This window comes from Oribacterium sp. Sow4_G1_1 (genome assembly GCF_052116105.1).
Classification (GTDB): Bacteria; Bacillota; Clostridia; order Lachnospirales; family Lachnospiraceae; genus Oribacterium.
Genome location: NZ_JBQKLS010000009.1, coordinates 85,615 through 108,810, shown reverse-complemented (window position 1 = coordinate 108,810; position 23,196 = coordinate 85,615). Strand labels below are relative to the sequence as shown.

The following is a 23,196-nucleotide window of genomic DNA, read 5'->3' as shown; positions in this document are numbered from 1 at the left end:
CTACATCACACAGGAGAAACAGACACCATGAGAGAATTACTATTTATGGAACCCTATACACGACAGGTACTGTGGGGTGGGACGAAGTTACAGGAACGCTATGGATATAAGACGGAAGGGGAACATACAGGGGAGGCCTGGGTGGTCAGTGCAACTGGAAACGGGCAGAGTGTCGTATCCGAAGGCACATGGAAAGGGCAGACCTTAGGCGCGCTCTGGATACAGCATCGAGAACTGTTCGGCGATGATGGTGAAAAGGAATTTCCACTTCTGGTAAAGCTCATCGATGCCAGAGAGGACCTTTCGATTCAGGTGCATCCAGATGATGACTATGCATTTCATCATGAGCATGGAGGCAGGGGAAAAACCGAGTGCTGGTATATCGTGGATTGTGATGAGGAGGCAGATATCATCATCGGTCACCATGCCAGAAGTAAAGAGGAACTGGCGCAGATGATTCGTGAACATCAGTGGACTTCTTTACTTTCAGTACATAAGATCAAGAAAGGCGATTTTTTCTTCATCCCGGCAGGCACGGTGCATGCGATCCGGAAAGGAACGCTGATACTCGAGATTCAGCAGAACTCTGACCTGACCTATCGTTTATATGATTATGATCGGCTTCAAGACGGAAAGCCGAGAGAGCTGCATCTGCAGAAGTCCATGGATGTGATTCGCTGTCCGCAGAGGTTTGAGCCGACGGCAGGGCCGGTCTTCCCGCAGGAGGGATATACGACACAGTCACTGGTACACTGCCCGTATTTTTCAGTGGATAAGTATGTGATCACGAAGCACATGCACATCGAAGCTTCCAGACAGTATCAGATCGTCGATGTGATCGAGGGAAGTGGCTGCATCGATGGGCATGCATTGAAAGCCGGAGAGAATTTCATCATCCCGGCGAATTATGGAGAAGCCGAAGTGACCGGAGAGCTCACGCTGGTGATTTCGCAGGAATGAGCGCGCAGCGGTAGAGAAGAAGGGTGCGTTTACGTATGCATGTGTGCTGTGCATGACAGCGCAGGCATGGAGAGGATAGAATATGTTATATTTGGGAATCGATCTGGGCGGCACAAATATCGCCGCAGGCCTCGTCAGCGAGGAAAATCAAATCATCTGCACACAGTCCGTACCGACGGGACTTCCGAAGCAACCGGAGGAAATCGTGAGGGATATATATTATCTATCGGAAAAGCTTTTACGCGAATCTGGATACAGCTTCGAGGACATCGAAAGTCTGGGCATCGGCATCCCGGGCACGGTGAATTACAAGAGTGGAATCGTAGAGTATGCCAATAATCTGGATTTCGTAAATGTACCGTTTGCGGCGCTTTTAAAACAGTATTTTTCGATTCCAGTCTGCTGTGAAAACGATGCCCGGGCAGCCGCATTTGGAGAGTATATCGCCGGTGCAGGAAAAAACAGCCATTCCATGATTCTCATGACACTGGGAACGGGCGTCGGCGGTGGTATTATCTTCGATGGAAAGATTTGGCATGGCATGAATTCTGCAGCAGGTGAAATCGGCCATATGGTCATCCGCTATAACGGTAAAGCCTGTACCTGTGGCAGGCATGGCTGTCTGGAAGCCTATGCTTCGGCATCGGCCTTTTCGAAGATGGCCCTCGACGAGGTGCCACGGCATCCGAATTCCGCACTCTATGCTGCTGTGACCGCTGCGAAACGCTGCAATGGAAAGATGATCATCGATGCCGTACGACAGGGGGATCCGATCGCCTGTGCGATTTTTGATGCATATTGCGGATACTTATCGGATGGCATCACCAATCTGATCAATATCTTCCAGCCGGAAGTTTTTCTGATTGGAGGCGGTTTAAGCGCCAGCGGAGACATACTCCTGCAGCCGCTGAAGGAACGCATCTATCCAGAACTTTATTCTCGCTATGCATCCGAAAACACGGACATTCGTATAGCTGCGCTCGGAAATGATGCCGGTATCATTGGCGCAGCTCGAATCGCACTGTCACGGGAACAAGATATGTGATTTAATACACGAAAAGTAGCGCCTGCCATCGAGCGACGAGATTATAGTATTGGTAACGAAGACCATTGAAAATAAGCATAAGAAGCTTGTGAAAAAGAAAGGAGCACTATGAACGCTAATATAAAATGGTTGGATAATCCGGAAATATTCCGTGTGAATCAATTGGATGCACATAGCGATCATTCGTACTATGTGGACTATGCGGATATGAAAGAAAAGGATAATCCTTTATCGCAGTCGCTGAATGGTCAGTGGGCGTTTGCGTTTAGTAAAAACGCAGCAAGCAGACCTTGCGATTTTTACAAAGAAGGGTTTGATGATTCTGGTTTTGATAAAATCATGGTACCTGGTCATATTGAATTGGCAGGATATGATAAGATTCGCTATATCAATACCATGTACCCTTGGGAGGGAAAAGAGTACCATAGAGGCGCTTACAGTTTAGAGAGCAGAGGGGCAGAAGCCGGCATGTTCTCAGAAGCAAATTATAATCCTGTAGGATCCTATCTTAAGCATTTCGATTTAAAACCGACCATGATGGGAAAAAGAATACGTATTTGCTTCGAAGGCGTAGAGGAAGCAATGTACTTATGGCTCAATGGTCAGTTTGTTGGTTATGCTGAGGATAGTTTTACACCGTCAGAGTTTGATCTTACGCCTTATATTCGCGAAAAAGATAATGTCCTTGCTGTGCAGGTTCATAAAATGAGTACAGCAGCATTTCTGGAAGATCAGGATTTCTTCCGCTTCTTTGGCATCTTTAGAAATGTCACATTGAAAGCGGTGCCGGATGTTCATATGGAGGATGTATGGTTTCAGCCTGAACTGAATTATGACAATAAGTGTGGTAGTGTTACGGTACGTATGAAGGTATCTGCCACTATGCAGGTCGCTGTAAATGCACTGTTTGTTTTAAGGGATAGAGAAGGTAATGTAGTTGTAGAGAACAGCACTAAATTACACGGTTCAAACGGAAATCTCACAGGTGAAATTTACACGGAAACAGGAGTGATTAAATCCTGGGATAATCATCATCCATATCTATATCATGCAACAGTTGAATTGAAAAATGCAGAAAATGGAAATTTATTAGAGATTATCCCGTATGATATTGGCTTTAGAAGAGTAGAGATCATTGATAAAGTCATTTATCTGAATGGAAAGCGTCTTGTTATCACGGGCGTTAATCGCCATGAGTGGAGTCCAAAGACCGGAAGATGTATCGGATTAGAAGAGATGCATTCCGATATAGCCTGCATGCTGAAAAATAATATCAATGCAGTGCGTACCTGTCATTATCCAGATCAAATCCCATGGTATTACCTTTGTGATGAAGCTGGAATCTATGTGATGGCAGAGTGCAATCTTGAAAGCCATGGTACTTTCCAAAAGCTTGGGGCTGTCGAGCCATCTTGTAATGTTCCGGGTTCTATTCCGCAGTGGAAAGAGGCTGTTATGGACCGTGCAAGAACCAACTTTGAAACCTTTAAAAATCATACTTCTATTTTGTTCTGGTCTCTCGGAAATGAGTCCTATGCAGGCGATGATATCGAGGCCATGAACGTGTACTTTAAGAACAAGAAGGATGGCCGTTTAGTTCACTATGAAAGCGCCTACTACAATAGGGCATATGAAGATACAATTTCAGATATTGAAAGTAGAATGTATCCGAAGCCACAGGACGTTGCGGCATATTTAAGCGATAAACCAAAGAAGCCTTACATTCTGTGCGAATTCATGCACGATATGGGTAATTCAATGGGTGGACTTGGCGATTACATGAAACTGATTGATGAGTTTGACCTCTATCAGGGCGGATTTATTTGGGACTTTATAGATCAGGCAATTCTGGTAAAGGACCCAGTAACAGGCCAGGAAGTTCTTCGGTATGGTGGCGATTTTGAAGACAGACCTGCGGATTATGAGTTTTCAGCAAATGGCATTCTATTCGCAGACCGTAAAGAAAAACCGGCAATGCAGGAAGTGAGGTATTACTATGGCTTATACAGATAATGAAAAATTAAGAGTAGTCTATGGCGACTTTACCCTGGGTGTACATGGTGTAGGGTTTGACTATATTTTTTCTTATGCACAGGGTGGCCTTGAATCTATCGTGAAAGATGGATATGAATGGCTTTATCGTTGCCCGAAACCTACGTTCTGGAGAGCCTTGACAGATAATGACCGAGGAAGCAAATTCCATATTAAAAGTGGTAACTGGCTTGCTGCAGATATGTTCATCGATTTTCAGGATGTCCAGGTGATCATGGATGGAGCTGTTCAGAATTGCAAGGCACCGGATAATAACAGCTATGGCGGAGATGTATCGGCAAATGAGATTACTGTAGAGTATCTTTATAAGACGATTTCTATTCCTTCTACGGAGGTTATCGTATCTTACACTGTGAATAAATCTGGAAAAATCAAAGTAGATGTGCACTACAATGGCAAAACAGGGCTTCCTGAATTTCCGGTATTTGGTATGAGATTTATTATGCCAACACTTGCAGATAAGTATATCTATAAAGGCTTATCAGGAGAGACATATCCAGATCGAAAAGCAGGTGCACAGCATGGCGAATTTGAAGTTACGGATCTTAGCTTGACGCCATATATCGTACCTCAGGAATGCGGCATGAGAATGGATACGGAATGGCTTGAAATCACTCGTCATACAAGTATGGATAATAGTAGAATGGAGGCCCCTAATCATAAGCTGCGGATAGAAATGGCCGATACACCATTTGACTTTTCCTGCCTGCCATATACGGCAAGTGAAATTGAGAATGCTTTGCATCATGAAGAATTACCACCAGCGAGAAGAACTGTATTGTGCATATATGGCGCAGTTCGCGGTGTTGGTGGTATAGACAGTTGGGGAACCGATGTCGAAGATGCTTACCATATCAGTGCAGAAAAAGATATCGATTATTCGTTCTATATCTGCTGATAAGGAAAGGCATAGCTATTCTGATTTCAGCACTGATTTTATAAAACGTAAGAAACCAAAGATGACCACATAGGCGGAAGGAGCTATTACGAGTGTTATTGGTGTATGAAAACAAACAACAAATGGTATCGGTAGAGTGGAAAACGCCTGTTCATATGCCACCGCATCTACACGAGGCAATTGAAATTGTCTATGTAACGGAAGGATGTATTGAACTTGGTGTTGGTCAGGAACTGTACCATATGGAAAAAGGGGATTTTGCAATCGTATTTCCGAATGTGATACACCATTATCAAGTCTTTAATCAAGGAAAAAATAGGGTTATATATCTGTATTTGGATCCATCCATAGTACCTTCTTATTACAAAGAAGTTCAGATGTATAGCCCTAAGTATCCAGTAATAAAAAGTCAGCATGTTCATCCGGATGTTGTCAATGCTATAAGATTTCTGATGAACAAAAACGACCAAAGCCCATTACTGATGAAAGCATATGTACATATGATACTGGCACATGTCTTTACCGAGATGCCAATGATTGACAAGAATGCAATTGGAAGTGATGACTTAATTTATAGTTCGGTAGCATATGTAGCTAAAAACTATGGTTCGCAAATAACACTCGAAAAGATGGCAAATGATTTAGGTGTAAGTAAGTATGTTTTATCAAGAATGTTTGCAAAGACATTTCACTGCAATTTTAGTAAATATGTGAACGGCGTTCGCTTGAATAATGCAGTTACTGAATTGGAAAATTCACAGGATTCAATTACAAATATTTGCTTGAATTGTGGTTTTGAAAGTCAAAGAACATTTAATCGAGTGTTTAAAGATAGATATAAACTGACACCTCGTGAATACAGGAAAAAAATGGAGTGTGTAGATAACCGGTCCGATTCCGGTTGCCAGCTTTCTTTATAGGGTGAGATATGTGTACCCCTTCATAACCCGGAAATGACGTAGATGCGTCGTTTCCGGGTTTTTTTAATTTCATGACCTGCCACTGTCTGGATCCGTTTGAAAGCATCATTAAATAGACAAAATATGTTACTATCCACCGAGCCACGCCTTGATTTAACTACGTTTGAATAGTAACCAAAATATGGATAACTGATAACTGATGCCCTGAAATGTAAAATATTCTTGACATAATGACATGTTCTATTATATGCTGTGAATGTAAGATATAATTTACATTATGTCAGAAGGAGGACGACGGATATGTCAGAGATTTTTTCATTCACGGCTGCATTTATCGTGGTTCAGATATTCAAGATCATCATGTTTAAGAAGGATAAGGATTACAGTGGCTATGATGAGCGGCAGGAGCTGATTCGAGGGAGAGCATTTCGTTACGGCTTTTTGACATTGGCCTTCTCGCTTGCAGCTGTGGTGCTGTGGGAGGAGTGCGTCGGTGCACTGCCGATCGAGTTTTCACTTCTCATGATGGCCTGCCTTATGGTGGGATGTCTGGTGGTAATCCTCTATGATATATGGAAGGATGCATACTGGGGCATCCGGCAGGCATCTGGCTCAAACACCGCGATCGTGCTCATGGTGGCGGTGATGGTGATGCAGTACCTCGGTTTCCGGGGGCATGTGAAGCTCGGCGACGTGATCGTGCATGGCGTCCTCACCTGGGATGGCGGCCTCTGTCTGCTGATTTTCGTGTTCTTTGCGCTGATCATCGTGAATCTGCTACTGAAAGCGTGGATGGATAAACGGGGAGGTTCGGCGGAATGAAGAACCTGAAGATGAAATCGGCACGGGCGGCGCTGGACCTGTCCCAGCAGCAGCTGGCAGATCTCGTCGGTGTGTCGCGACAGACCATTAACGCCATCGAAAAGGGCGATTATAATCCGACGATCCGACTCTGCATCGCGATCTGCAAGGCACTGAACCGGACACTGGATGAACTGTTCTGGGAGGCGTGAATGGAAACAATCAGGTTTGGGACTGCGGGCTTCGGTGGGAGCGAAGCGTACTATCAGAAGATTCTTACCAATGTACATGCCGCCATCGATGGAAGTAACACCGTCGTCGGAGAGTACATGTGCCAGGGTAAAATGCCACAGTCTGTACGGGACCGCTATGTGAAGATGAAGGAAATGCCGGATGCAAAGCCGAATCTGGATGCGCTGATCGAGAACTTCGATCGAGCACTTTCACATCCGGACGAGGCAGATCTGAATGACCTTCGGAGAAAGATTACAGGATGAGGTATTCCCCCGGAATCAGTAAACACAAATAAGGATGACCGGAAAGCCGCCGTTAAAGTGCCGGATAGAGTAAAACAGTGCCGGATACGAATGGTAAAATGATGAGTTCCAGATCGACACAAAAAGTTCACAAAATAATTAGCACTCACATCTTGAAAGTGCTAACAAAACGAGTATTATGTTAGTTGTAAGGAGAAAAGGAACAGAAAGCAAAGGAAAAGCAATCCGAAAGGAAGCGCATTCCGAGCCGGTGGTTTCGAAACTCTGAAACATAAAACATTCGGCGATGGGACAGAATCCCGGAGCCCGGTTATACAGGAGGTAAGTGATTATGATGTATATGCCTAGTATTTTCGGTGAGAACTTAATGGATGATTTCTTTAATGATACAAGCTGGCTTGGTTATGAGCCTGCCTACAGCAAGTCGACAGCGAATCTCATGAAGACGGATATCGAGGAGCATGAGAACAACTACGAGATGAAGATCGATCTTCCGGGCTTCAAGAAAGAAGATCTGAAGCTTCAGCTGAAGGATGGTTATCTGAACATCTCTGCTTCGCATAATGAGAACAAGGATGAGAAGGATAAGAGCGGCAAGGTCGTTCGCCAGGAGCGTTACACCGGCTCGATGCAGAGAAGCTTCTACGTCGGTGAGAATGTAAAGCAGAGCGACATCGCTGCGAAGTTTGAAAATGGTGTTCTGGCACTGACCGTTCCGAAGGTGGAGCCGAAGAAGGAAGTGCCGGAAGAGAAGTACATCGCTATCGAGGGCTGATTCCCTCGCGGGCAGTGCCCCGATGGAGACATTGGCCTCCATCCATAAGTTCTGAACTACATCCAGAGCTGCTCTACAGTTCTCTCTGAGAGCTGGAAAACAGAGCGGTTCGCATCTGTCCGATGAGCGGACAGGGAGAACCAGAAGTAAATAAACAGGAGGATATGAATATGTTTATGCCTAGTGTATTTAGTGATGGTGATGATGTGATGAATGAGATGATGAACGAGTGGGGTAATGACTGGAATAAGAACTTCTTCGGTAAGCACAATCCACTGTTTGGTAAGCGTGCACGGAACCTGATGAAGACCGATGTGAAGGAAACCGATAACAGCTATGAGCTGGAGGTCGATCTTCCGGGCTTCAAGAAGGATGAAGTAAAGCTTCAACTGTCCGATGGCTATCTGACCATCTCCGCGGAGAAGGGTCTCGACAAGGACGAGAAGAAGCACGGCAGACTGATTCGCCAGGAGCGTTACGAGGGTGCGATGCAGCGGTCCTTCTATGTAGGTGATGGACTTACGGAGGACGATGTGAAGGCATCCTTTGCAAATGGTGTGTTGAAGATCAGTCTTCCGAAGGCAGAAGCGAAGAAGGCACTGCCGGAAGAGAGCTATATCGAGATCGAGGGATGATACCCGAAAAGCAGTTGCCCGATGAATGCAGGGTGCTTCAGTGAGTGGCTGCACGAACATCTATAGAATGCCCAGACCCTGCGAGGCAGAAATCGCAGTTCATATATACAAAATCACTTAAGCCGGGTGGACACGTAAGGTGCCCGCCCGGTTTTTGTTTAATAAAAAACGACTGGATACACGGTGTATCCAGCCGGTTTTTTCATTACAGCTCTGCGATCGCCTCAATCTCACAAAGCACGCCCTTCGGCAGGGTCTTGACGGCGACACAGCTGCGTGCCGGCTTCGAGCTGAAGTACCGCTCGTAAACCGCATTGAAGGCCGCGAAGTCGTTCATGTCTGCGAGGAAGCAGGTGGTCTTGAAGACCTTCTCGATGCTGGTGCCTGCAGCTTCCATGATGGCAGCTACATTCTTGCAGCTCTGTGCAGCCTGTCCCTCGATATCCTCGCTCTCTACAGCGCCGGTCGCCGGATTCACCGGAATCTGACCGGAAGCAAATACGAAGTTACCTACGATTTTCGCCTGGGAATATGGTCCGATCGCAGCCGGAGCATCGGTAGTGTGTACAGTTGTCATAATAGTAGTCCTCCTTAAGATTTGTATACATTATAGCGAAATATGGTCCGTTCTGCAAAGAGAATCCTACTTCCGCGGCTTCTCTTTGGCCTTATTCCCAGTTCTTCCATATATCTGGTTGATACCCCACGGTAGCCTGGCGGCCATTCCGCACGATCGGCTGCTTCAGCACCATCGGATTTTCGAGTATCTTTTCGAACTTATCTTCCGGTGCGAGATATTTGATCAGCAGATACGCTTTCTGGTCCTTCGTCTTCTCATCGAGAAGCTCTTCTAAGCCACCGACCGCCTGAAGGACCGAATTCAGTTCGCCTTTACTGAGGCCCTTCTCTTTCATATCGACGGACTGGAATTTGATCCCGCGCTCTTTAAAATAGCGCTCGGCTTTTCTCGTGTCGGCACTTTTTTTCGTGCCGAAAATCTGAATATTCATCGAATTCCCTTTCTTCTATGCATTCGTTTTTCTACTTGTGTTTTAATCCGCTTTCCTGGTCGACACCGTAGAGTTATTTATAGACATCTGAGTATCTCCACTGCGCGCCGGATTTCCGCTTCGTCTGTCCGGTAGAGCTCGAATTCACTGATACCCTCGAGGCCCATATGGACATGTTCATTCCGGTAGCGCATGCCACTCGAAAGGATTTTCTTGCCCGACATATGAAAAGCGTGGGCACCGGTCATACCCGCGATTTCGGCAATGTTGTCGGCCTTTACGCCGCCACCAACCAGGATCGTCGGATTCTCTTCCGACATCAGTACGAGCTTCCGCAGCAGCGCGATTCCCGTCTGTGCGTCGCCTTCCTGCCCGGAGCTGAGGATCGTATCGATACCGAGGTCGGCTGCTTTTTCGTAGCAGGCGATCGGATCCGCGCATACATCGAAGGCCCGGTGCAGGGTGATGCCACAGCGACCGTCCGTCGCATCGATCATGCCGCGCATCTGCGCTTCGTTCAGGCCGCCATCCGCCTGCAGGCTTCCGATGACGACACCATCGGCGCCAGCATTGGCAAAAAAGCGGATATCCGCGCACATCTGCTGATATTCATATGCCGTGTACAGGAAGTCACCGAATCGCGGACGAATCAGGACCCGGATCGGAAGCCCGGTTTCCTGCTGCACCTGCCGAAACAGAGTGTAGCCCGGCGTGGTGCCACCGATGATGAGGCTTGCGCACAACTCGAGCCGCGTCGCACCGCCGGCCTTCGCAGACAGCGCAGATTCTACACTGTCGACACATACTTCCAGGATATAGTCCGTCATCATCACTCCTCCGAATTGATTTTCTCCATAACGTCCTGAAATGAGCATACTCCCACAGGAGTAGTCTTGCAAGTCTCTTCAGCGTATCGAAGAAGCATATGAGATACGCTTTTACCGTTAGCATCATTTCCATTTTAGGCTGTTTTGATGCAGCATTATGATCCTCGGCCCCTCTTACCGTGGGATACCAGCCGGACGTCTGGCAGAACTGGGCATGACGAAAGCAACGCAGTTATACGAGCATAATGAAAGCCGGCGCGTTCGCGCCGGCTTCTCTTCATAAAAAACGTATTTATCTTTCGCCAGGCATCTTCCAGCCGTGGTGATCGGTGTGGAGCAGGTGCTCAGCACGCTCACTGAGCGGCTTCTCGAGATACTCCTCATAGCAGCGGATCACATCTGGATTCTCGTGGCTGAAGCGAAGAGCACCGGCTGCATCCTGTGCATACAGCGTCTTCGCACGCTCCGGCGCCATCTCGACGCTGTCGTGGATCGGCTGTCCGCCGCCACCGACGCAGCCGCCAGGGCAGGCCATGACTTCGACGAAATCATACTCGACGGTCTTCTTCCGAAGTGCATCGAGGAGCTTCGCCGCATTGCCGAGGCCGTTTACGACCGCGACACGTACCGGGATACCCTTGATGTCGAAGGTCGCTTCCTTCCAGCCTTCCTGACCACGGACATCATGGAACGCATCCGGATCCGGATTCTCGCCGGTCACACTGTGATAAGCGGTACGAAGCGCAGCCTCCATAACACCACCGGTGGAGCCGAAGATATTCGCGGCACCGGAACCCGCAGAGAACGGATTATCCAGCTCGATCTCGTCGATCTCACCCGGCGCGATGTTCTCCATACGCAGGAGACGGTTCACCTCACGAGTCGTCAGTACGACATCGACATCCGGATCACCCTGGTCGTTCCGCATCGTCTCATAGCCACACTCGGCCTTCTTCGCAAGACATGGCATGATGGATACACAGTAGATGCGAGACGGATCTACGCCGAGCTTCTCCGCGAAGTAGCTCTTGATGATCGCACCGAACATCTGCTGCGGTGACTTCGAGGTGGAGAGCTGGTCCACGAAATCCGGGTAGTGTGCCTTGCAGAAGCGGATCCAGCCAGGGCAGCAGCTCGTGAACATCGGGAACCTGTTTTCTTCCTTATGCGTCAGCTTCTCGAGGAACTCCGTCGCCTCCTCCATGATGGTGAGGTCGGCGGACCAGTTGGTGTCAAATACATAGTCGAAGCCGGTGATCTTCAGCGCAGCGGCGAGACGCTTCACGGTCGCCTGCTCCGGGGTGAGACCGAAGCCCTCGCCCCAGGCCGTACGAATCGACGGTGCGATCTGTGCGACCACGATCTTATCCGGATTCTCGAGCGCGTCGAGGATGTCGTGGGTGTCATCCCGCTCACGCAGTGCCGCAGTAGGGCAGTGGGTGATGCACTGGCCGCAGAGCGCGCACTTACTGGTCTCGAGATCATAGGCATCCTTCACATCGACGGTACTCTGGGAACCGGTATTGATGACATCCCAGATATGGCTGTCCTGCACCTTATCACAGATCTGTACGCAGCGCATGCACTTGATGCACTTGTCGTAATTCCGGATCAGAGGGAAGTTCAGCGAGCTGCGATGTTTCTTCGGCAGCTGCTTCTCAAACGGGATGCTCAGGATATTGAGATCATTCGCCACCTTCTGCAGCTCACAGTTTCCGGAGCGCACACAGATCGCACAGTTCGTGTCATGCTGGCTGAGGATCAGCTCCACATTCGCGCGTCGCGCGAGACGTGCCTTCCGGGAGTTCGTATAGACGACCATGCCCTCGGTCACGGTGTTGTTGCAGGCGGTCATCAGACGCTCATAGCCCTCGACCTCGACGACGCAGACTCTGCATGCCGCAATTTCGTTGATATCCTTTAAGTAGCACAGTGTCGGGATGTGAATGCCCGCAGCGGCGGCAGCATTCAGTATGGTGGTCCGCTCCGGGACCTGGACAGCTCTGCCATCAATCGTACAATTTACCATTTCGTATCTCTGCCTCCCTTTAAGATGCCATAGCCGAAGTGATCACAGTGCAGACATCTCGAGGACTCCTGCAGTGCTTCCTCCTCCGTCATCGGACACTCCATCAGCTTAAAATCACATCTGCGCTCATCCGCCGGACGCTCTACCATATTCACACGGCCGAGTGCCTTATGATCGTCGAAACGAATCGGCGGCAGAACGACATCCGTCGTGATCTCATGGTTGAATCCGAGGTATTCGTCGATATTGGCGGCCGCTACCTTTCCGGCTGCGATCGCACGGATGACGGTCGCCGGACCAGTCACGCAGTCACCACCTGCGAAGATGCCTTCATTGTCCGCGATATCTGAGGTATCGAAGGCGGAGATACGGCCCTGCTGAACCGGGATACCGAACTCCCCGAACTTGCCGGACTCGATACCCTGACCGATGGCCACGAGTACACGATCGGCCGGAAGCAGCACCTCGTCCTTCGTGCTGTTCTTCGGAGATGGACGGCCACCCTTGACCGCACCCGGGATCTGCGGCTTCACGATGAGGCCGGTGCAGCGATTCTCAGCATCCTTCTCGATGCGCACCGGTGCGTTCAGCTCGACGATCTCCACGCCGTCAGCGATCGCACCCTCGACCTCCTCTGCGAGGGCTGTCATATCCTGCTTCCGACGACGGTACGCGACCTTGACCGACTTTGCATGGCAGCGGATCGCAGAACGTGCGACGTCCATCGCGACATTACCACCACCGACGACGACGATATCCATGCCGGTGAAATCAGGGTAGTGGTCATCACCGATCGCACGGAGCATCTCCACCGCGGAGATGACGCCCTCGGCATCCTCGCCCTCGATACCGATCTTCCGGTCGGTATGTGCACCGATGGCTACATACATCGCGTCATACTGACTGCGAAGCTCTGCCACGGAAATGTCGCGGCCGATCGAGATATCCGTCTTCGTTTCGAACCCTGCGAGCTTCAGACCCTCGATCTCGCGATCCAGGATCTCACGCGGGAAACGATAGGCCGGAATACCATAGCGCAGCATACCGCCGAGCTGCTTCCGCTGCTCAAACACGGTAACCTCATGGCCCATGATGCTGAGATAGTAGGCACAGCTGAGACCGCTCGGACCACCGCCAATGACAGCCACCCGCTTGCCGGTCGCCGGCATTCGCTTCGGCGCAGGGATGGTATCCTCATGCTCGACCGCGAAGCGCTTCAGTCCACGGATGTTGATCGGATCGTCTACGAGCGTACGACGGCAGCGAACCTCACACGGATGCTCACAGATGAGGCCGCAGGTCGCCGGCATCGGGTTATCCTTACGGATCAGCTGCACCGCATCCTCATAACGCTTCTCATGGATGAGGGCAATGTAGCCTGGGATGTCCACATGTGCCGGGCACTGCCATACACATGGCACCGGCTGGCTGTGCATGCTCTTGCAGCGGCCATGCTTGATATGCTCCACATAGTCATCGCGGAAGCCGCGCAGTCCCTCGAGCACCATACGTGCCGCCTCGGAACCGATCGCGCAGTCCGCCGACATATAGATACTCTCTGCCGTGTCCTCCAGCACCTTCAGTGTAAACATGTCCGCCGTACCATCCAGCACCTGTCCGATCAGTGCTTCCAGCTGGCCGAGGCCGACACGGCATGGTGTACACTTACCGCAGGACTGGGCATGGCAGAGGTGCAGAAATGAAGACGCGAGATCTACAGGGCAGAGTCCCGGCTGGGCCGCCTGAACGCGACGCTCGAGATCCTTGTAGAGAGACTCCACCGTTTTCTCGGCTTCATTCTTCGTAAAAATGGTCAATCTACTCATATTCTATGTCCTTTCAAAAATTGATACTCCATCCTTCGCCCAAGGATACAATTGTGTAGATTATAGCATATTCGTGCATGTTTTTGAGAATTTCGGTTCATGTTTTATAGAATATTGACATGCGAATCACGAATCGCAAGCTATATCGAATGCAGTTTTACGCAAAAACAACGTGGTATATTTTTCATCTTTGGCTATAATAGGAGAGATATGCTCACGTATAATAAAAATGGAGATATCTTTACAACGCGGAAGCGCTGCATAGCCACAACTGCGCTTCCCGAGCATCTTACGCGCCAGAAAGGATTTCAGATTTATATGATGCAGACCAAAACACAGGACATGGGCAGCGGCAGCATCCCGAAGCTGCTTGCCCAGCTCGCGATTCCGGCGGTCGTCGCCCAGATCGTCAACCTCCTCTATAACATCGTCGACCGTATCTACATCGGTCACATGGCAGACGTCGGTGCCCATGCACTGACCGGCGTCGGCCTCTTCACACCGATCCTCATGCTGATCAACGCCTTCGCCATGCTGGCGGGTGCCGGTGGTGCACCGCGCGCCGCGATTTCGATGGGTGCGAAGGACCATGAAACGGCAGAGAAAATCGTCGGCAACTGCTTCGCCATCCTGATGCGCTTCGCCCTCGTGCTGACCATCGTGTTTTATGCGCTCGCGCCGACCCTGCTTCGCCTCTTCGGTGCCAGTGCGGTCACGCTACCATATGCACTGGCTTACGCGCGCATTTACATCCTCGGCACCGTCTTCGTGATGACCGTGCTCGGCATGAACCCCTTCATCACGACCCAGGGCTTCGCAAAAATCAGTATGCTGACGACCGTCATCGGCGCCGTCATCAACATCATCCTGGATCCGATTTTCATCTTCGTACTGGGGATGGGTGTGCAGGGCGCAGCGCTCGCCACGGTGCTCAGTCAGTCGGTCGGCGCGGTCTGGATCCTCCGCTTCCTGACCGGAAAGCAGACCCTTCTGCACCTTCGCAGGGCGAATATGAAGCTCGACCCGAAGATCATCCTGCCGTGCCTGAGTCTCGGCATCTCCACATTCGTGATGCTGTCGACCGAGAGCCTGCTCTCGATCAGCTTCACCTCCAGCCTCGCGCGCTACGGCGGGGATGTTGCGGTCGGCGCGATGACGATCATCACCAGCGTCAGCCAGCTGGCAACACTGCCGATGCAGGGCATCTGTCAGGGCGGTCAGCCGATCATCAGCTTCAACTTCGGTGCGGGCAATGCAGACCGCGTGAAGAAAGCATTCGCCGCACAGTTTACGGCCTGCTTCAGCTATGCAACCCTGTTCTGGGCGATCGTCATGCTGAAGCCACAGTTCTTCGCCGGCATCTTCACCAGCAATATGGAGCTTCGCAACTATACATCCTGGGCGCTCCGCATCTATATGGCCGGCATCTTCGCCTTCGGTGCACAGATCGGATGCCAGCAGAGCTTCATGGCCCTCGGCCAGGCGAAGATCAGCCTGCTGCTCGCCTGCCTCCGGAAGATCGTCCTGCTGATCCCGCTCATCCTGATCCTGCCGCATTTCCTGTCGAATCAGGTCTTCTCCGTATTCCTCGCAGAGCCGGTGAGTGATCTCATCGCCGCCCTCGTCACCACCAGCTGCTTCATGCTGAAGTTTGATGGCATCCTGAAAAAAGGCAGGAGGAAATAAGAGGTAAGTTATGACTCTTTTACAGCTGAAATATGCGGTCACCGTCGCGAATACCGGCTCCATCACCGCCGGCGACGAGGCGGAATACATCGCAAAAATCATGTTTTACGTCGCCATAGAAAGGATGACCCTATGAAATTATTAAAGAATGCCAGCGTTTACACACCAGCGCCTCTCGGTAAAAGGGATGTGCTGATCGAGGGAGAGAAGATCCTTCGGATCGCGGAAGAAATCACAGGCTATGATGACCTTCCGGATGTCGAGGTCTATGATCTCGAGGGGAAGACCCTCGTGCCGGCCTACATCGATCTGCATGTCCATATCACCGGTGGTGGCGGAGAGCAGGGACCGGCATCCCGCGTACCGGAGTCTTCCCTCAGCACCTTTTTTAAGAACGGTATCACCACCGTCGTCGGACTGCTGGGTACGGACGGCATCACGCGAAGCCTCGAGAACCTGGTGGCGAAGGCCCGTGCACTGAGCGAGGAAGGCATGACGGTGTATACATTGACCTCGTCCTACGGCTACCCGCCGACGACGATCACCGGCAGTGTCGAGCGGGACATCGTCCTGATTCCACCGATGATCGGCGTGAAGGTGGCGGTATCTGATCATCGAAGCTCGAATCCAGGCGGAGAGGAGCTGATCGCGCTGGCGACGGCTGCACGTCGTGCCGGGCTGTTAAGCGGCACACCGGGGCTCGTCACGATGCATATGGGTAGTGGGAAGGCGACGCTTGATCCGATTTTCTACGTACTGGATCACTCGGATGTACCGGCGAAGAACCTGCTCCCGACGCATATGCTGCGATCCTCTGAGCTCATCGACGCCGGCGTGGCGCTCGTGAAGCGGGGTGGCTACATCGACTGCACCGCCGGCTCGGATGATGTGGCAGTGGAAGAGGATGCCATGAAGCTCTTTGATTTACTGCATCGCGAGGGTGTGAACCCGGATCATGTCAGCCTGTCAAGTGACGCCTACGGAAGCCAGCCGCGTTTTAATGAAGAAGGAGAGTGTGTGGGACTGACCTATGCGTCGCCGAAGTACCTGCATAAAACCATCCGAGCACTGGTGCGTATGGGCATGCCGCTCGAGCAGGCGCTGAAGCTCCTGACGACCACACCGGCGACGATCCTCGCGCAGGATGGCCGAAAGGGATGCATCGCCGCAGGCGCCGACGCAGATCTCCTAGTACTGGATGAGGAGCTCGAGATCGACAGCCTCTTCGCGCGAGGACAGCTCGCGCTGTGGGAGAAGGACCTGCGCATGAAGGGACGATTCGAGGAATAAGAGGTCGTATATGAGTGAATCCATCGTGAGAAAACACATCTATTTTTCCGGAGATGTCCAGGGTGTCGGTTTCCGTTTTCGCTCCTACTACATCGCGCAGTCACTGGGACTCACCGGCTGGGTAGAGAATATGTGGGACGGCCGCGTAGAGATGGAAGTGCAGGGCTCTGAAAGCGCGATTCAGGAACTGCTGGCCCGCATCCGGCAGCAGCGCTGGATCGACATAACAGATCTCGAGATGAGCGAGATTCCATGCGTAGAAGAGAGCGGATTTCATATCCGGTAACAGTTCAAACACTCCTCGGCTCACTTGGGAAGTTTGAGGCTGCTCCTCATTCGCCCACCCCATAGAGTTCAACGGATGTTTATACGTTTCGGTCCCGCCCCAGCTCATGAGGAGGCCTCAAACTGCTACATGTCCGATGCTGCAAAAAGTATTTACAAGCGCAGGCATGATAAGCTTCAAAAGTCATCATCATGCCTGCTTTAGGATGCTTGTCCATTTGAATTGCTGGATGTGCGTTTGTTTTTCTGCATCTGATGCTGCCGCGCGGGAATACGGATCGATTTTCAGGTGATTATTGCGCGCGGCCCGGAAATTTTCACTGGCAGATCGGGTGAAATAGATGAAAATCGATGATGCTATCCAATAACTGGTGGATTATGAAATAGTGGATAATATTAACACCATTTATCATTTTTGCGTACGATGCTAAAATATCCACGATTTCATAATCGGGCACATATTGGATAGTTTTCTGTAAAATCATACATACGCATATAAGCGCCCTATCCAATATCCCTGAATTTTTTAAATAGTGGATATGTATTTCAGGCTTCAGAGAAGAATTTCCATAAGCCGATATCCAATAAACCTTTATTTCTAAAATACTGGATACTCGAGCCCGGATTCATCTTATGAAATAAGGCCTTTTATATCCAGTATTTTCAAAATCTCCTAAGAGTGGATATTTTCCAGCCATCTTCGATTATTCCAGGCAAAAAACATATCCAGTATTTTCAAAATAAAGCCATATTGGATAGGAACATGACCATTTGAACACAGAGCCCCGCTTACCGTTAGCATCATACCCGTTTTTCGCGGTTTTGATACAGCATCACCCGCTTGGATTAACACAGGCGCCGATTTTTTGGTTTGCCTGCATGGGGTGGGCCAATATGTAAGTAGATAAAAGATATATGCCTGGGGTGGGCAGGCAAACAAAAAGAGGCGTCCGCTATGGACATCCTTTAAAAATCAGCAGGTTGAGAATTCACCCCGTTGAACAGTTTCCTTAGCAGTCAGAATAAAAATAATTTCTTTTCAGATTATTATTGACAAAGTGTTTTTTATTTCGTAGAATAAAGACAACAAAAGAAGAGATGCGATGTCGATGCTTCATCAATTCAATTCTTAACTCAGTGTAGTGCAGATGGTAGAAAGTCATAGGCGATGCTTCAATGATTCGAGATCTGCATTAATAATTAAAGGGAGGGTAGCCCGATGGGATACAGAAGCCCGAATGATCAGTGAGGCCCCAGTACTAGTGAAGATGAACTGGTACTGGGGTTTTGCGTTGCTTTTATTCCTTCCAGAATAGGATGATATGAACCTGGTCTTTCAAACATACAGATTTAAAAAGGCACCCTCCGAGTGGAGAGTGCCTTTTTAAAAAGAAAAACTGCCGTGCAAGCAGATGTTTCCATCTGCTCGCGCGACAGTTTTTTCTTTTCGCCTATAGCGATATCTGCAAAGCCGAGCGGCTTATGCGTTCTGTTTTCTGCCTTATGCAGCAGCCTTGGTCTCGGCTGGAGTCTCAGCGGTGCCAGCATGGGCAGCAGCGTTCTGACCTGCGATACGGCCGAATACGGTGAAGTCTGCAACTGCGTTTCCGCCGAGACGGTTTGCACCGTGTACGCCTCCGGTAACCTCACCGGCAGCATAAAGACCTGGGATCACAGCATCCTGCTCATTCAGAACCTCGGTGGAGGTGTTGATCTTTACACCACCCATGGTATGGTGAACACCAGCGGTAACCTTGATTGCATAGTATGGAGCAGTGTCAAGCGGCTCTGCGAAGGAGGTACGGTTGAAGTCTGGATCCTTCTTGTCAGCGACATAGCCATTCCACTTCGTCATGGTCTCCTCGAAAGCAGCAGCGTCTACGCCCATCGCCTCTGCGAGTGCCTTGTAATCCTCACCGGTAACGGTGTAGCCCTTCTTGATGTAGCCCTGGATAACGGCAGAAGCGTCTACCATCTTCTGGTCTACAACGAGCCATGAGTAGGAGTCGGTCTGTGCGATCTCTGCAGCAGATACGACATCACGTGTACCAACCTCATCGATGAAACGCTGACCCTCGGCGTTTACGAGGATCGCACCGTCACCACGGAGACCCTCGGTGATGAGTGCAGCGGTGTCATACTGAACGGTCGGGTGAATCTGGATCTGATCCATATCGACGGTAGCAGCACCGACCTCGGTTGCCATCTCGATACCCTGACCCTGGATTCCAGGTGCGTTGGTGGTCATAAAGCCCTTGAGCTCCGGCTTGTACTGCTCAACCATCGCAAGGTTTGCACCGAAACCACCAGATGTAAGAACAACAGAAGCAGCATTTACAGTTACGCTGTTGCCGGTCTTACCGGTTGCGTGGATACCAACTGCCTGATCGCCATCCATGAGGATCTTGTCAGCCGTTGTGTCGAGAAGAAGAGTGATGTTCTCACGATCTTCGATGTTCTTCTCGAGGATCGGGATGAGGTAAGCACCGACAGCGAGGGTCTTGCCGTTCTCATCGACCGGACGGTGGATACGCTTTACGGAAGCACCACCGAAAGAACCAACGTTGTGCATCTCTGCGCCGATGGTGTCGAGCCAGTCGATCGCATCTGCAGACTCACTGCAGAGGGTCTTTACGAGATCGAAGTTGTTCAGGCCCTTGCCACCGATCATGGTGTCCAGCTCGAAGAGCTCTACAGAATCGAAGTAACCGGTCGGGTTTGCCTGATAATCTGCGTACTGCTTCTCGACGGTCTCTGCAAGTGCGGTGATGTCCGCGTTATCTGCGTACTTTTCCTTCGCAGTTGCAAGCTTCGCCTCTACACCGGCATCCTCACCGAACTCGTTCTCATCCTGCCACTTGGTCTTCGCAGCATTGAGACCACCGGTTGCACGTACGGAGTTACCGCCGACCATCGCCTGTGACTCTACGAGCACAACGGTCTTACCAGCGTCTGCTGCCTCGATCGCTGCCGTCATACCGGCACCGCCGGCACCGACGATAACGACGTCTGCGTCGAGTGTCTGATCCTCTGCCTTCGCAGCAGTGGCGATCTCGTTCTCGAAATCAGCCGGATCGAAGCCCGCGCTCTTGATCGCTGCCTTTACAGCCTCGATGATGGCGTTGGATGTATTGGTCGCACCGGAAACGGCGTCTACCTTTACGCTGTTGTTCTCGATCATCTTGCCCGGAATCTCCGCGATGGCCTTATCACCGATACCCTCGGTCTCCTGCTGCTCGGTAACCTCGATCTTGTAGAGCTTATCCTTTGTCATGGTAACCTCTACCGTTACGTCACCGTTGTTTCCCTTCGCTGTACCGGTCGCGGTCACAGCGTCTGCAGGAATCTCGCCTGCTGCCTCTGTCGCAGCAGCGGTCGTCGCTGCCTCTGTCGCAGCTGCCGTCGTCTCGGTCTTGCTGGAACCACACGCTGTCACCAGAAGGCTGGCAGCTGCTGCGAATCCAAGCACCAGATTCATTTTTTTCATGTCTTTTTCCTCTCTCTGTTTCTGCCAATGCTTCCACTTGACACCGGAGCCTATACGTAGTGGAGCGGCATAGATGCGCGCATCCGGCTCCTTTTGATATTTTTTTATCATTGGCGTGGACTACTATAGCATAGAGTAAATTTTTAGTAAATCTATTTACTTACGAAATTAGCTTTAGTAAGTAAAAAAAGTTGTGCTTTTTAAATAAGCGCCTGTGTCAGCAGCAGGCGGGCGGCGCTGGATGTAGACATTGGCCCCTGGAGAAAAAGGGCTTGCGCATCGCGGTGGCATTCGCTAGAATGTAGACGTAATCAAAAATAGTTCTTCAGGGCGAGGTGTGATTCCTCACTGGCGGTAAAGTCCGCGACCCTGCTCACCCGGGCAGGCTGAATCGGTGAAACTCCGGTACCAACAGTATAGTCTGGATGGAAGAAGAGTGTAGTGATGACGATATCTCTGTCCCTGAGTGTATGCTCAGGGACTTTTTTATGCTGGCAGCGGGTTGATCCCGGCGGGCACAGCGATTTTACGTCGCCTCCTTACTCACTTGAAGAATCACGCGTGGCTTTCTGCATGGGACTTGGGCCTGCCTGACGCAGTCCCGGCGTGCCGGAAGAAACGCAGTACACGAAATGTGGAGGAGAAACATCATGAAAGACGTAAAAAACACCCGTTACATCGCCGCGGTCGGTATCCTGTCCGCGATTGCCTTCGTGCTTCAGCTCATCGAGATCCCGGTCCCGATGTTCATGCCGACCTTTATCAAGTTTGACTTCTCGGATCTGCCGGCCCTGATCGGTGCCTTCGCGTATGGTCCGGTCGCTGGTATCCTGATCGAGCTCATCAAGAACCTCCTGCACTCGATGGCTTCCCAGAGCTTCGGTGTCGGTGAGATCTCCAACTTCATCCTCGGTGCCGTGATGACCGCGGTGGCCGGTGGCATCTACCAGCATAAGAAGACGAAGCAGGGTGCCATCCTCGGTTCCCTCGCCGGTGCTGTCGTGATGGGCCTCGTATCTGTTCCGTCCAACTACTTCGTTGTGTATCCGGTTTACTACAACTTCATGCCGGAGGAGGTCATCCTCGCAGCCTACCAGGCACTCATCCCATCGATGAAGAGCATCCTTCAGTGCCTCCTCTGCTTCAACCTTCCGTTTACGATCGTGAAAGGACTTCTTGACGTAGTGATCACATTTGTTGTATATCCTTATATCAGTCCGATTCTTCACGGAAGGAAATAATAGGTATATATGAAAGCACTGTTTTTTGATGTGGATGGCACACTGATCGATGAAGTAAAGCACGAGATCCCGGCGAGCACACTGGAAGCGCTCCGTCGCACACGTGAAAAAGGCAATAAAGTATTTATCAATTCAGGACGTACCGTCGGAATGCTGAAGCGTATCATGGAGATGGTCGAGGTCGACGGTTTCCTCTGTGGCTGTGGCACGGAGCTGATCTATGAAGGAGCGTCCATTTATTATAAGAAGCTTTCGGTGGAGATGAAGCAGCGCATCAAGGACGCATCCGACCGCTATGGTGTCCTCGTACACCTCGAGGGGCAGCATGGCTGGCACTGTCAGCCGTCAGAGAAGCTGCTCCGGGACCATCCGAGATATCAGGCACTCTATGAGAACCTCGCGGGCTTCATCGGAATGGAAGGCGGCATCGATCCGACGCCGTACGACGGGGAGTACGAGATCTCGAAGTTCTGCATCGAGACGGATGACGGCGCCGAGTCCGGACATCCTTCGGATATGGAGGGCTTCCGGGAGGCGTTCGGAGATGAGTTTATCATCATCGACCGTGGACATGGCTTCTATGAGAATGTACCGATCGGGCACGGAAAGGGCGCGGCGGTCGATCGTATCCTCGATTATCTCCATCTGACGCGGGCGGATGCGTACGGCTTCGGCGACAGCTCGAACGACGAGGAGATGTTCCGGGCAGTCGGCCACCCGGTCGCGATGGGACAGCATGATCAGGTGCTCGAGGCCTATCATCCGTTCATCACGAAGCGGGTCGAGGAGGATGGGATCTTCTATGCGATGGAGCAGCTCGGGCTGCTGTGAGGTTCCGGAAGAGGTATGTACGAAACAGGTGCATACCTCTTCTTTTTTTGGTATAATTAATAGTTGTGCGATATTTTATGATATCTGTAAACGATGACATC

General features: G+C 50.7%; 21 protein-coding genes, 1 pseudogene and 1 riboswitch. Of the genes and pseudogenes, 16 read left to right on the top strand and 6 right to left on the bottom strand.

Annotated elements, in window-relative coordinates; translation table 11 throughout:
• Positions 1–27: 27 nt before the first annotated feature.
• The 10 genes and pseudogenes from manA (at position 28) to ACTQ52_RS07355 (ending at position 8,583) form a co-directional block, all read left to right on the top strand.
• On the top strand, positions 28–960 hold the full coding sequence (gene manA, locus ACTQ52_RS07400; RefSeq protein WP_441982212.1) for a mannose-6-phosphate isomerase, class I: 933 nt from the start codon (positions 28–30) through the stop codon (positions 958–960).
• 82 nt (positions 961–1,042) lie between these two features.
• A complete protein-coding gene (locus ACTQ52_RS07395) occupies positions 1,043–2,005 on the top strand; it encodes an ROK family protein (RefSeq protein WP_441982211.1) in 963 nt (320 codons plus the stop codon).
• A 108-nt stretch (positions 2,006–2,113) separates the two neighbouring features.
• Complete coding sequence (locus tag ACTQ52_RS07390) at positions 2,114–4,018, top strand: glycoside hydrolase family 2 TIM barrel-domain containing protein (RefSeq protein WP_441982210.1); 1,905 nt, start codon at positions 2,114–2,116, stop codon at positions 4,016–4,018.
• Positions 4,002–4,955 (top strand): beta-galactosidase small subunit, encoded by a 954-nt coding sequence (locus ACTQ52_RS07385; protein WP_441982209.1) that lies wholly within the window; start codon positions 4,002–4,004, stop codon positions 4,953–4,955. Before ACTQ52_RS07390 ends, ACTQ52_RS07385 begins: the two co-directional genes overlap by 17 nt.
• 92 nt (positions 4,956–5,047) lie before the next feature.
• Positions 5,048–5,875 (top strand): AraC family transcriptional regulator, encoded by an 828-nt coding sequence (locus tag ACTQ52_RS07380; protein WP_441226636.1) that lies wholly within the window; start codon positions 5,048–5,050, stop codon positions 5,873–5,875.
• A gap of 300 nt (positions 5,876–6,175) precedes the next feature.
• On the top strand, positions 6,176–6,697 hold the full coding sequence (locus tag ACTQ52_RS07375; protein WP_441982208.1) for a hypothetical protein: 522 nt from the start codon (positions 6,176–6,178) through the stop codon (positions 6,695–6,697).
• Positions 6,694–6,888, top strand: coding sequence for a helix-turn-helix transcriptional regulator (locus tag ACTQ52_RS07370; RefSeq protein WP_441226634.1), 195 nt, complete (start codon positions 6,694–6,696; stop codon positions 6,886–6,888). The genes ACTQ52_RS07375 and ACTQ52_RS07370 overlap by 4 nt, the downstream gene beginning before the upstream one ends.
• A 15-nt stretch (positions 6,889–6,903) precedes the next feature.
• Positions 6,904–7,173: pseudogene (locus tag ACTQ52_RS07365) on the top strand (flavodoxin family protein); the annotation flags it as partial.
• 334 nt (positions 7,174–7,507) lie between these two features.
• The gene (locus tag ACTQ52_RS07360) at positions 7,508–7,948 is read left to right on the top strand and encodes an Hsp20/alpha crystallin family protein (protein ID WP_410044014.1); all 441 of its coding nucleotides are present in this window, start codon (positions 7,508–7,510) and stop codon (positions 7,946–7,948) included.
• Positions 7,949–8,166: 218 nt separating this feature from the next.
• The gene (locus ACTQ52_RS07355) at positions 8,167–8,583 is read left to right on the top strand and encodes an Hsp20/alpha crystallin family protein (RefSeq protein ID WP_410044015.1); all 417 of its coding nucleotides are present in this window, start codon (positions 8,167–8,169) and stop codon (positions 8,581–8,583) included.
• A 205-nt stretch (positions 8,584–8,788) separates the two neighbouring features.
• Here the strand turns inward: ACTQ52_RS07355 and ACTQ52_RS07350 are convergent, their stop codons facing one another.
• The 5 genes from ACTQ52_RS07350 to ACTQ52_RS07330 form a co-directional block, all read right to left on the bottom strand.
• Positions 8,789–9,160 (bottom strand): RidA family protein, encoded by a 372-nt coding sequence (locus tag ACTQ52_RS07350; RefSeq protein ID WP_410043983.1) that lies wholly within the window; start codon positions 9,158–9,160, stop codon positions 8,789–8,791.
• Positions 9,161–9,251: 91 nt separating this feature from the next.
• Complete coding sequence (locus ACTQ52_RS07345) at positions 9,252–9,593, bottom strand: arsenate reductase family protein (RefSeq protein WP_410043984.1); 342 nt, start codon at positions 9,591–9,593, stop codon at positions 9,252–9,254.
• Between the two features lie 77 nt (positions 9,594–9,670).
• Complete coding sequence (locus tag ACTQ52_RS07340; RefSeq protein WP_410043985.1) at positions 9,671–10,423, bottom strand: copper homeostasis protein CutC; 753 nt, start codon at positions 10,421–10,423, stop codon at positions 9,671–9,673.
• 289 nt (positions 10,424–10,712) lie between these two features.
• Positions 10,713–12,449: a [FeFe] hydrogenase, group A gene (locus tag ACTQ52_RS07335; protein WP_441982207.1), complete on the bottom strand. Its 1,737-nt coding sequence runs from the start codon at positions 12,447–12,449 to the stop codon at positions 10,713–10,715.
• Positions 12,443–14,275, bottom strand: a complete 1,833-nt coding sequence (locus ACTQ52_RS07330) for an NAD(P)-binding protein (RefSeq protein WP_410043987.1) — start codon at positions 14,273–14,275, stop codon at positions 12,443–12,445. The genes ACTQ52_RS07335 and ACTQ52_RS07330 overlap by 7 nt, the downstream gene beginning before the upstream one ends.
• A 318-nt stretch (positions 14,276–14,593) precedes the next feature.
• Here ACTQ52_RS07330 and ACTQ52_RS07325 point away from each other — a divergent pair, with 318 nt between their 5' ends.
• The 4 genes from ACTQ52_RS07325 to ACTQ52_RS07310 are packed head-to-tail and all read left to right on the top strand — an operon-like array spanning position 14,594 to position 17,537.
• Positions 14,594–15,961: an MATE family efflux transporter gene (locus tag ACTQ52_RS07325; protein WP_441982206.1), complete on the top strand. Its 1,368-nt coding sequence runs from the start codon at positions 14,594–14,596 to the stop codon at positions 15,959–15,961.
• Positions 15,962–15,971: 10 nt separating this feature from the next.
• A complete protein-coding gene (locus tag ACTQ52_RS07320; RefSeq protein WP_441226628.1) occupies positions 15,972–16,097 on the top strand; it encodes a hypothetical protein in 126 nt (41 codons plus the stop codon).
• Positions 16,094–17,251 (top strand): beta-aspartyl-peptidase, encoded by a 1,158-nt coding sequence (iadA, locus tag ACTQ52_RS07315; RefSeq protein WP_441982205.1) that lies wholly within the window; start codon positions 16,094–16,096, stop codon positions 17,249–17,251. Before ACTQ52_RS07320 ends, iadA begins: the two co-directional genes overlap by 4 nt.
• 10 nt (positions 17,252–17,261) lie before the next feature.
• On the top strand, positions 17,262–17,537 hold the full coding sequence (locus tag ACTQ52_RS07310) for an acylphosphatase (RefSeq protein WP_410043991.1): 276 nt from the start codon (positions 17,262–17,264) through the stop codon (positions 17,535–17,537).
• 1,500 nt (positions 17,538–19,037) lie between these two features.
• Here the strand turns inward: ACTQ52_RS07310 and ACTQ52_RS07305 are convergent.
• The gene (locus ACTQ52_RS07305) at positions 19,038–21,023 is read right to left on the bottom strand and encodes a flavocytochrome c (protein WP_441982204.1); all 1,986 of its coding nucleotides are present in this window, start codon (positions 21,021–21,023) and stop codon (positions 19,038–19,040) included.
• Between the two features lie 317 nt (positions 21,024–21,340).
• Positions 21,341–21,464, top strand: a riboswitch (FMN riboswitch).
• Positions 21,465–21,673: 209 nt separating this feature from the next.
• Here ACTQ52_RS07305 and ACTQ52_RS07300 point away from each other — a divergent pair.
• Together ACTQ52_RS07300 and ACTQ52_RS07295 are read left to right on the top strand one after the other, a co-directional pair.
• Positions 21,674–22,264 carry an ECF transporter S component gene (locus tag ACTQ52_RS07300; protein ID WP_410043993.1) on the top strand — a complete coding sequence of 197 codons (591 nt, stop codon included), beginning with the start codon at positions 21,674–21,676 and terminating at the stop codon, positions 22,262–22,264.
• Positions 22,265–22,273: 9 nt separating this feature from the next.
• Positions 22,274–23,095 (top strand): HAD-IIB family hydrolase, encoded by an 822-nt coding sequence (locus ACTQ52_RS07295; RefSeq protein ID WP_441982203.1) that lies wholly within the window; start codon positions 22,274–22,276, stop codon positions 23,093–23,095.
• Positions 23,096–23,196: the final 101 nt, after the last annotated feature.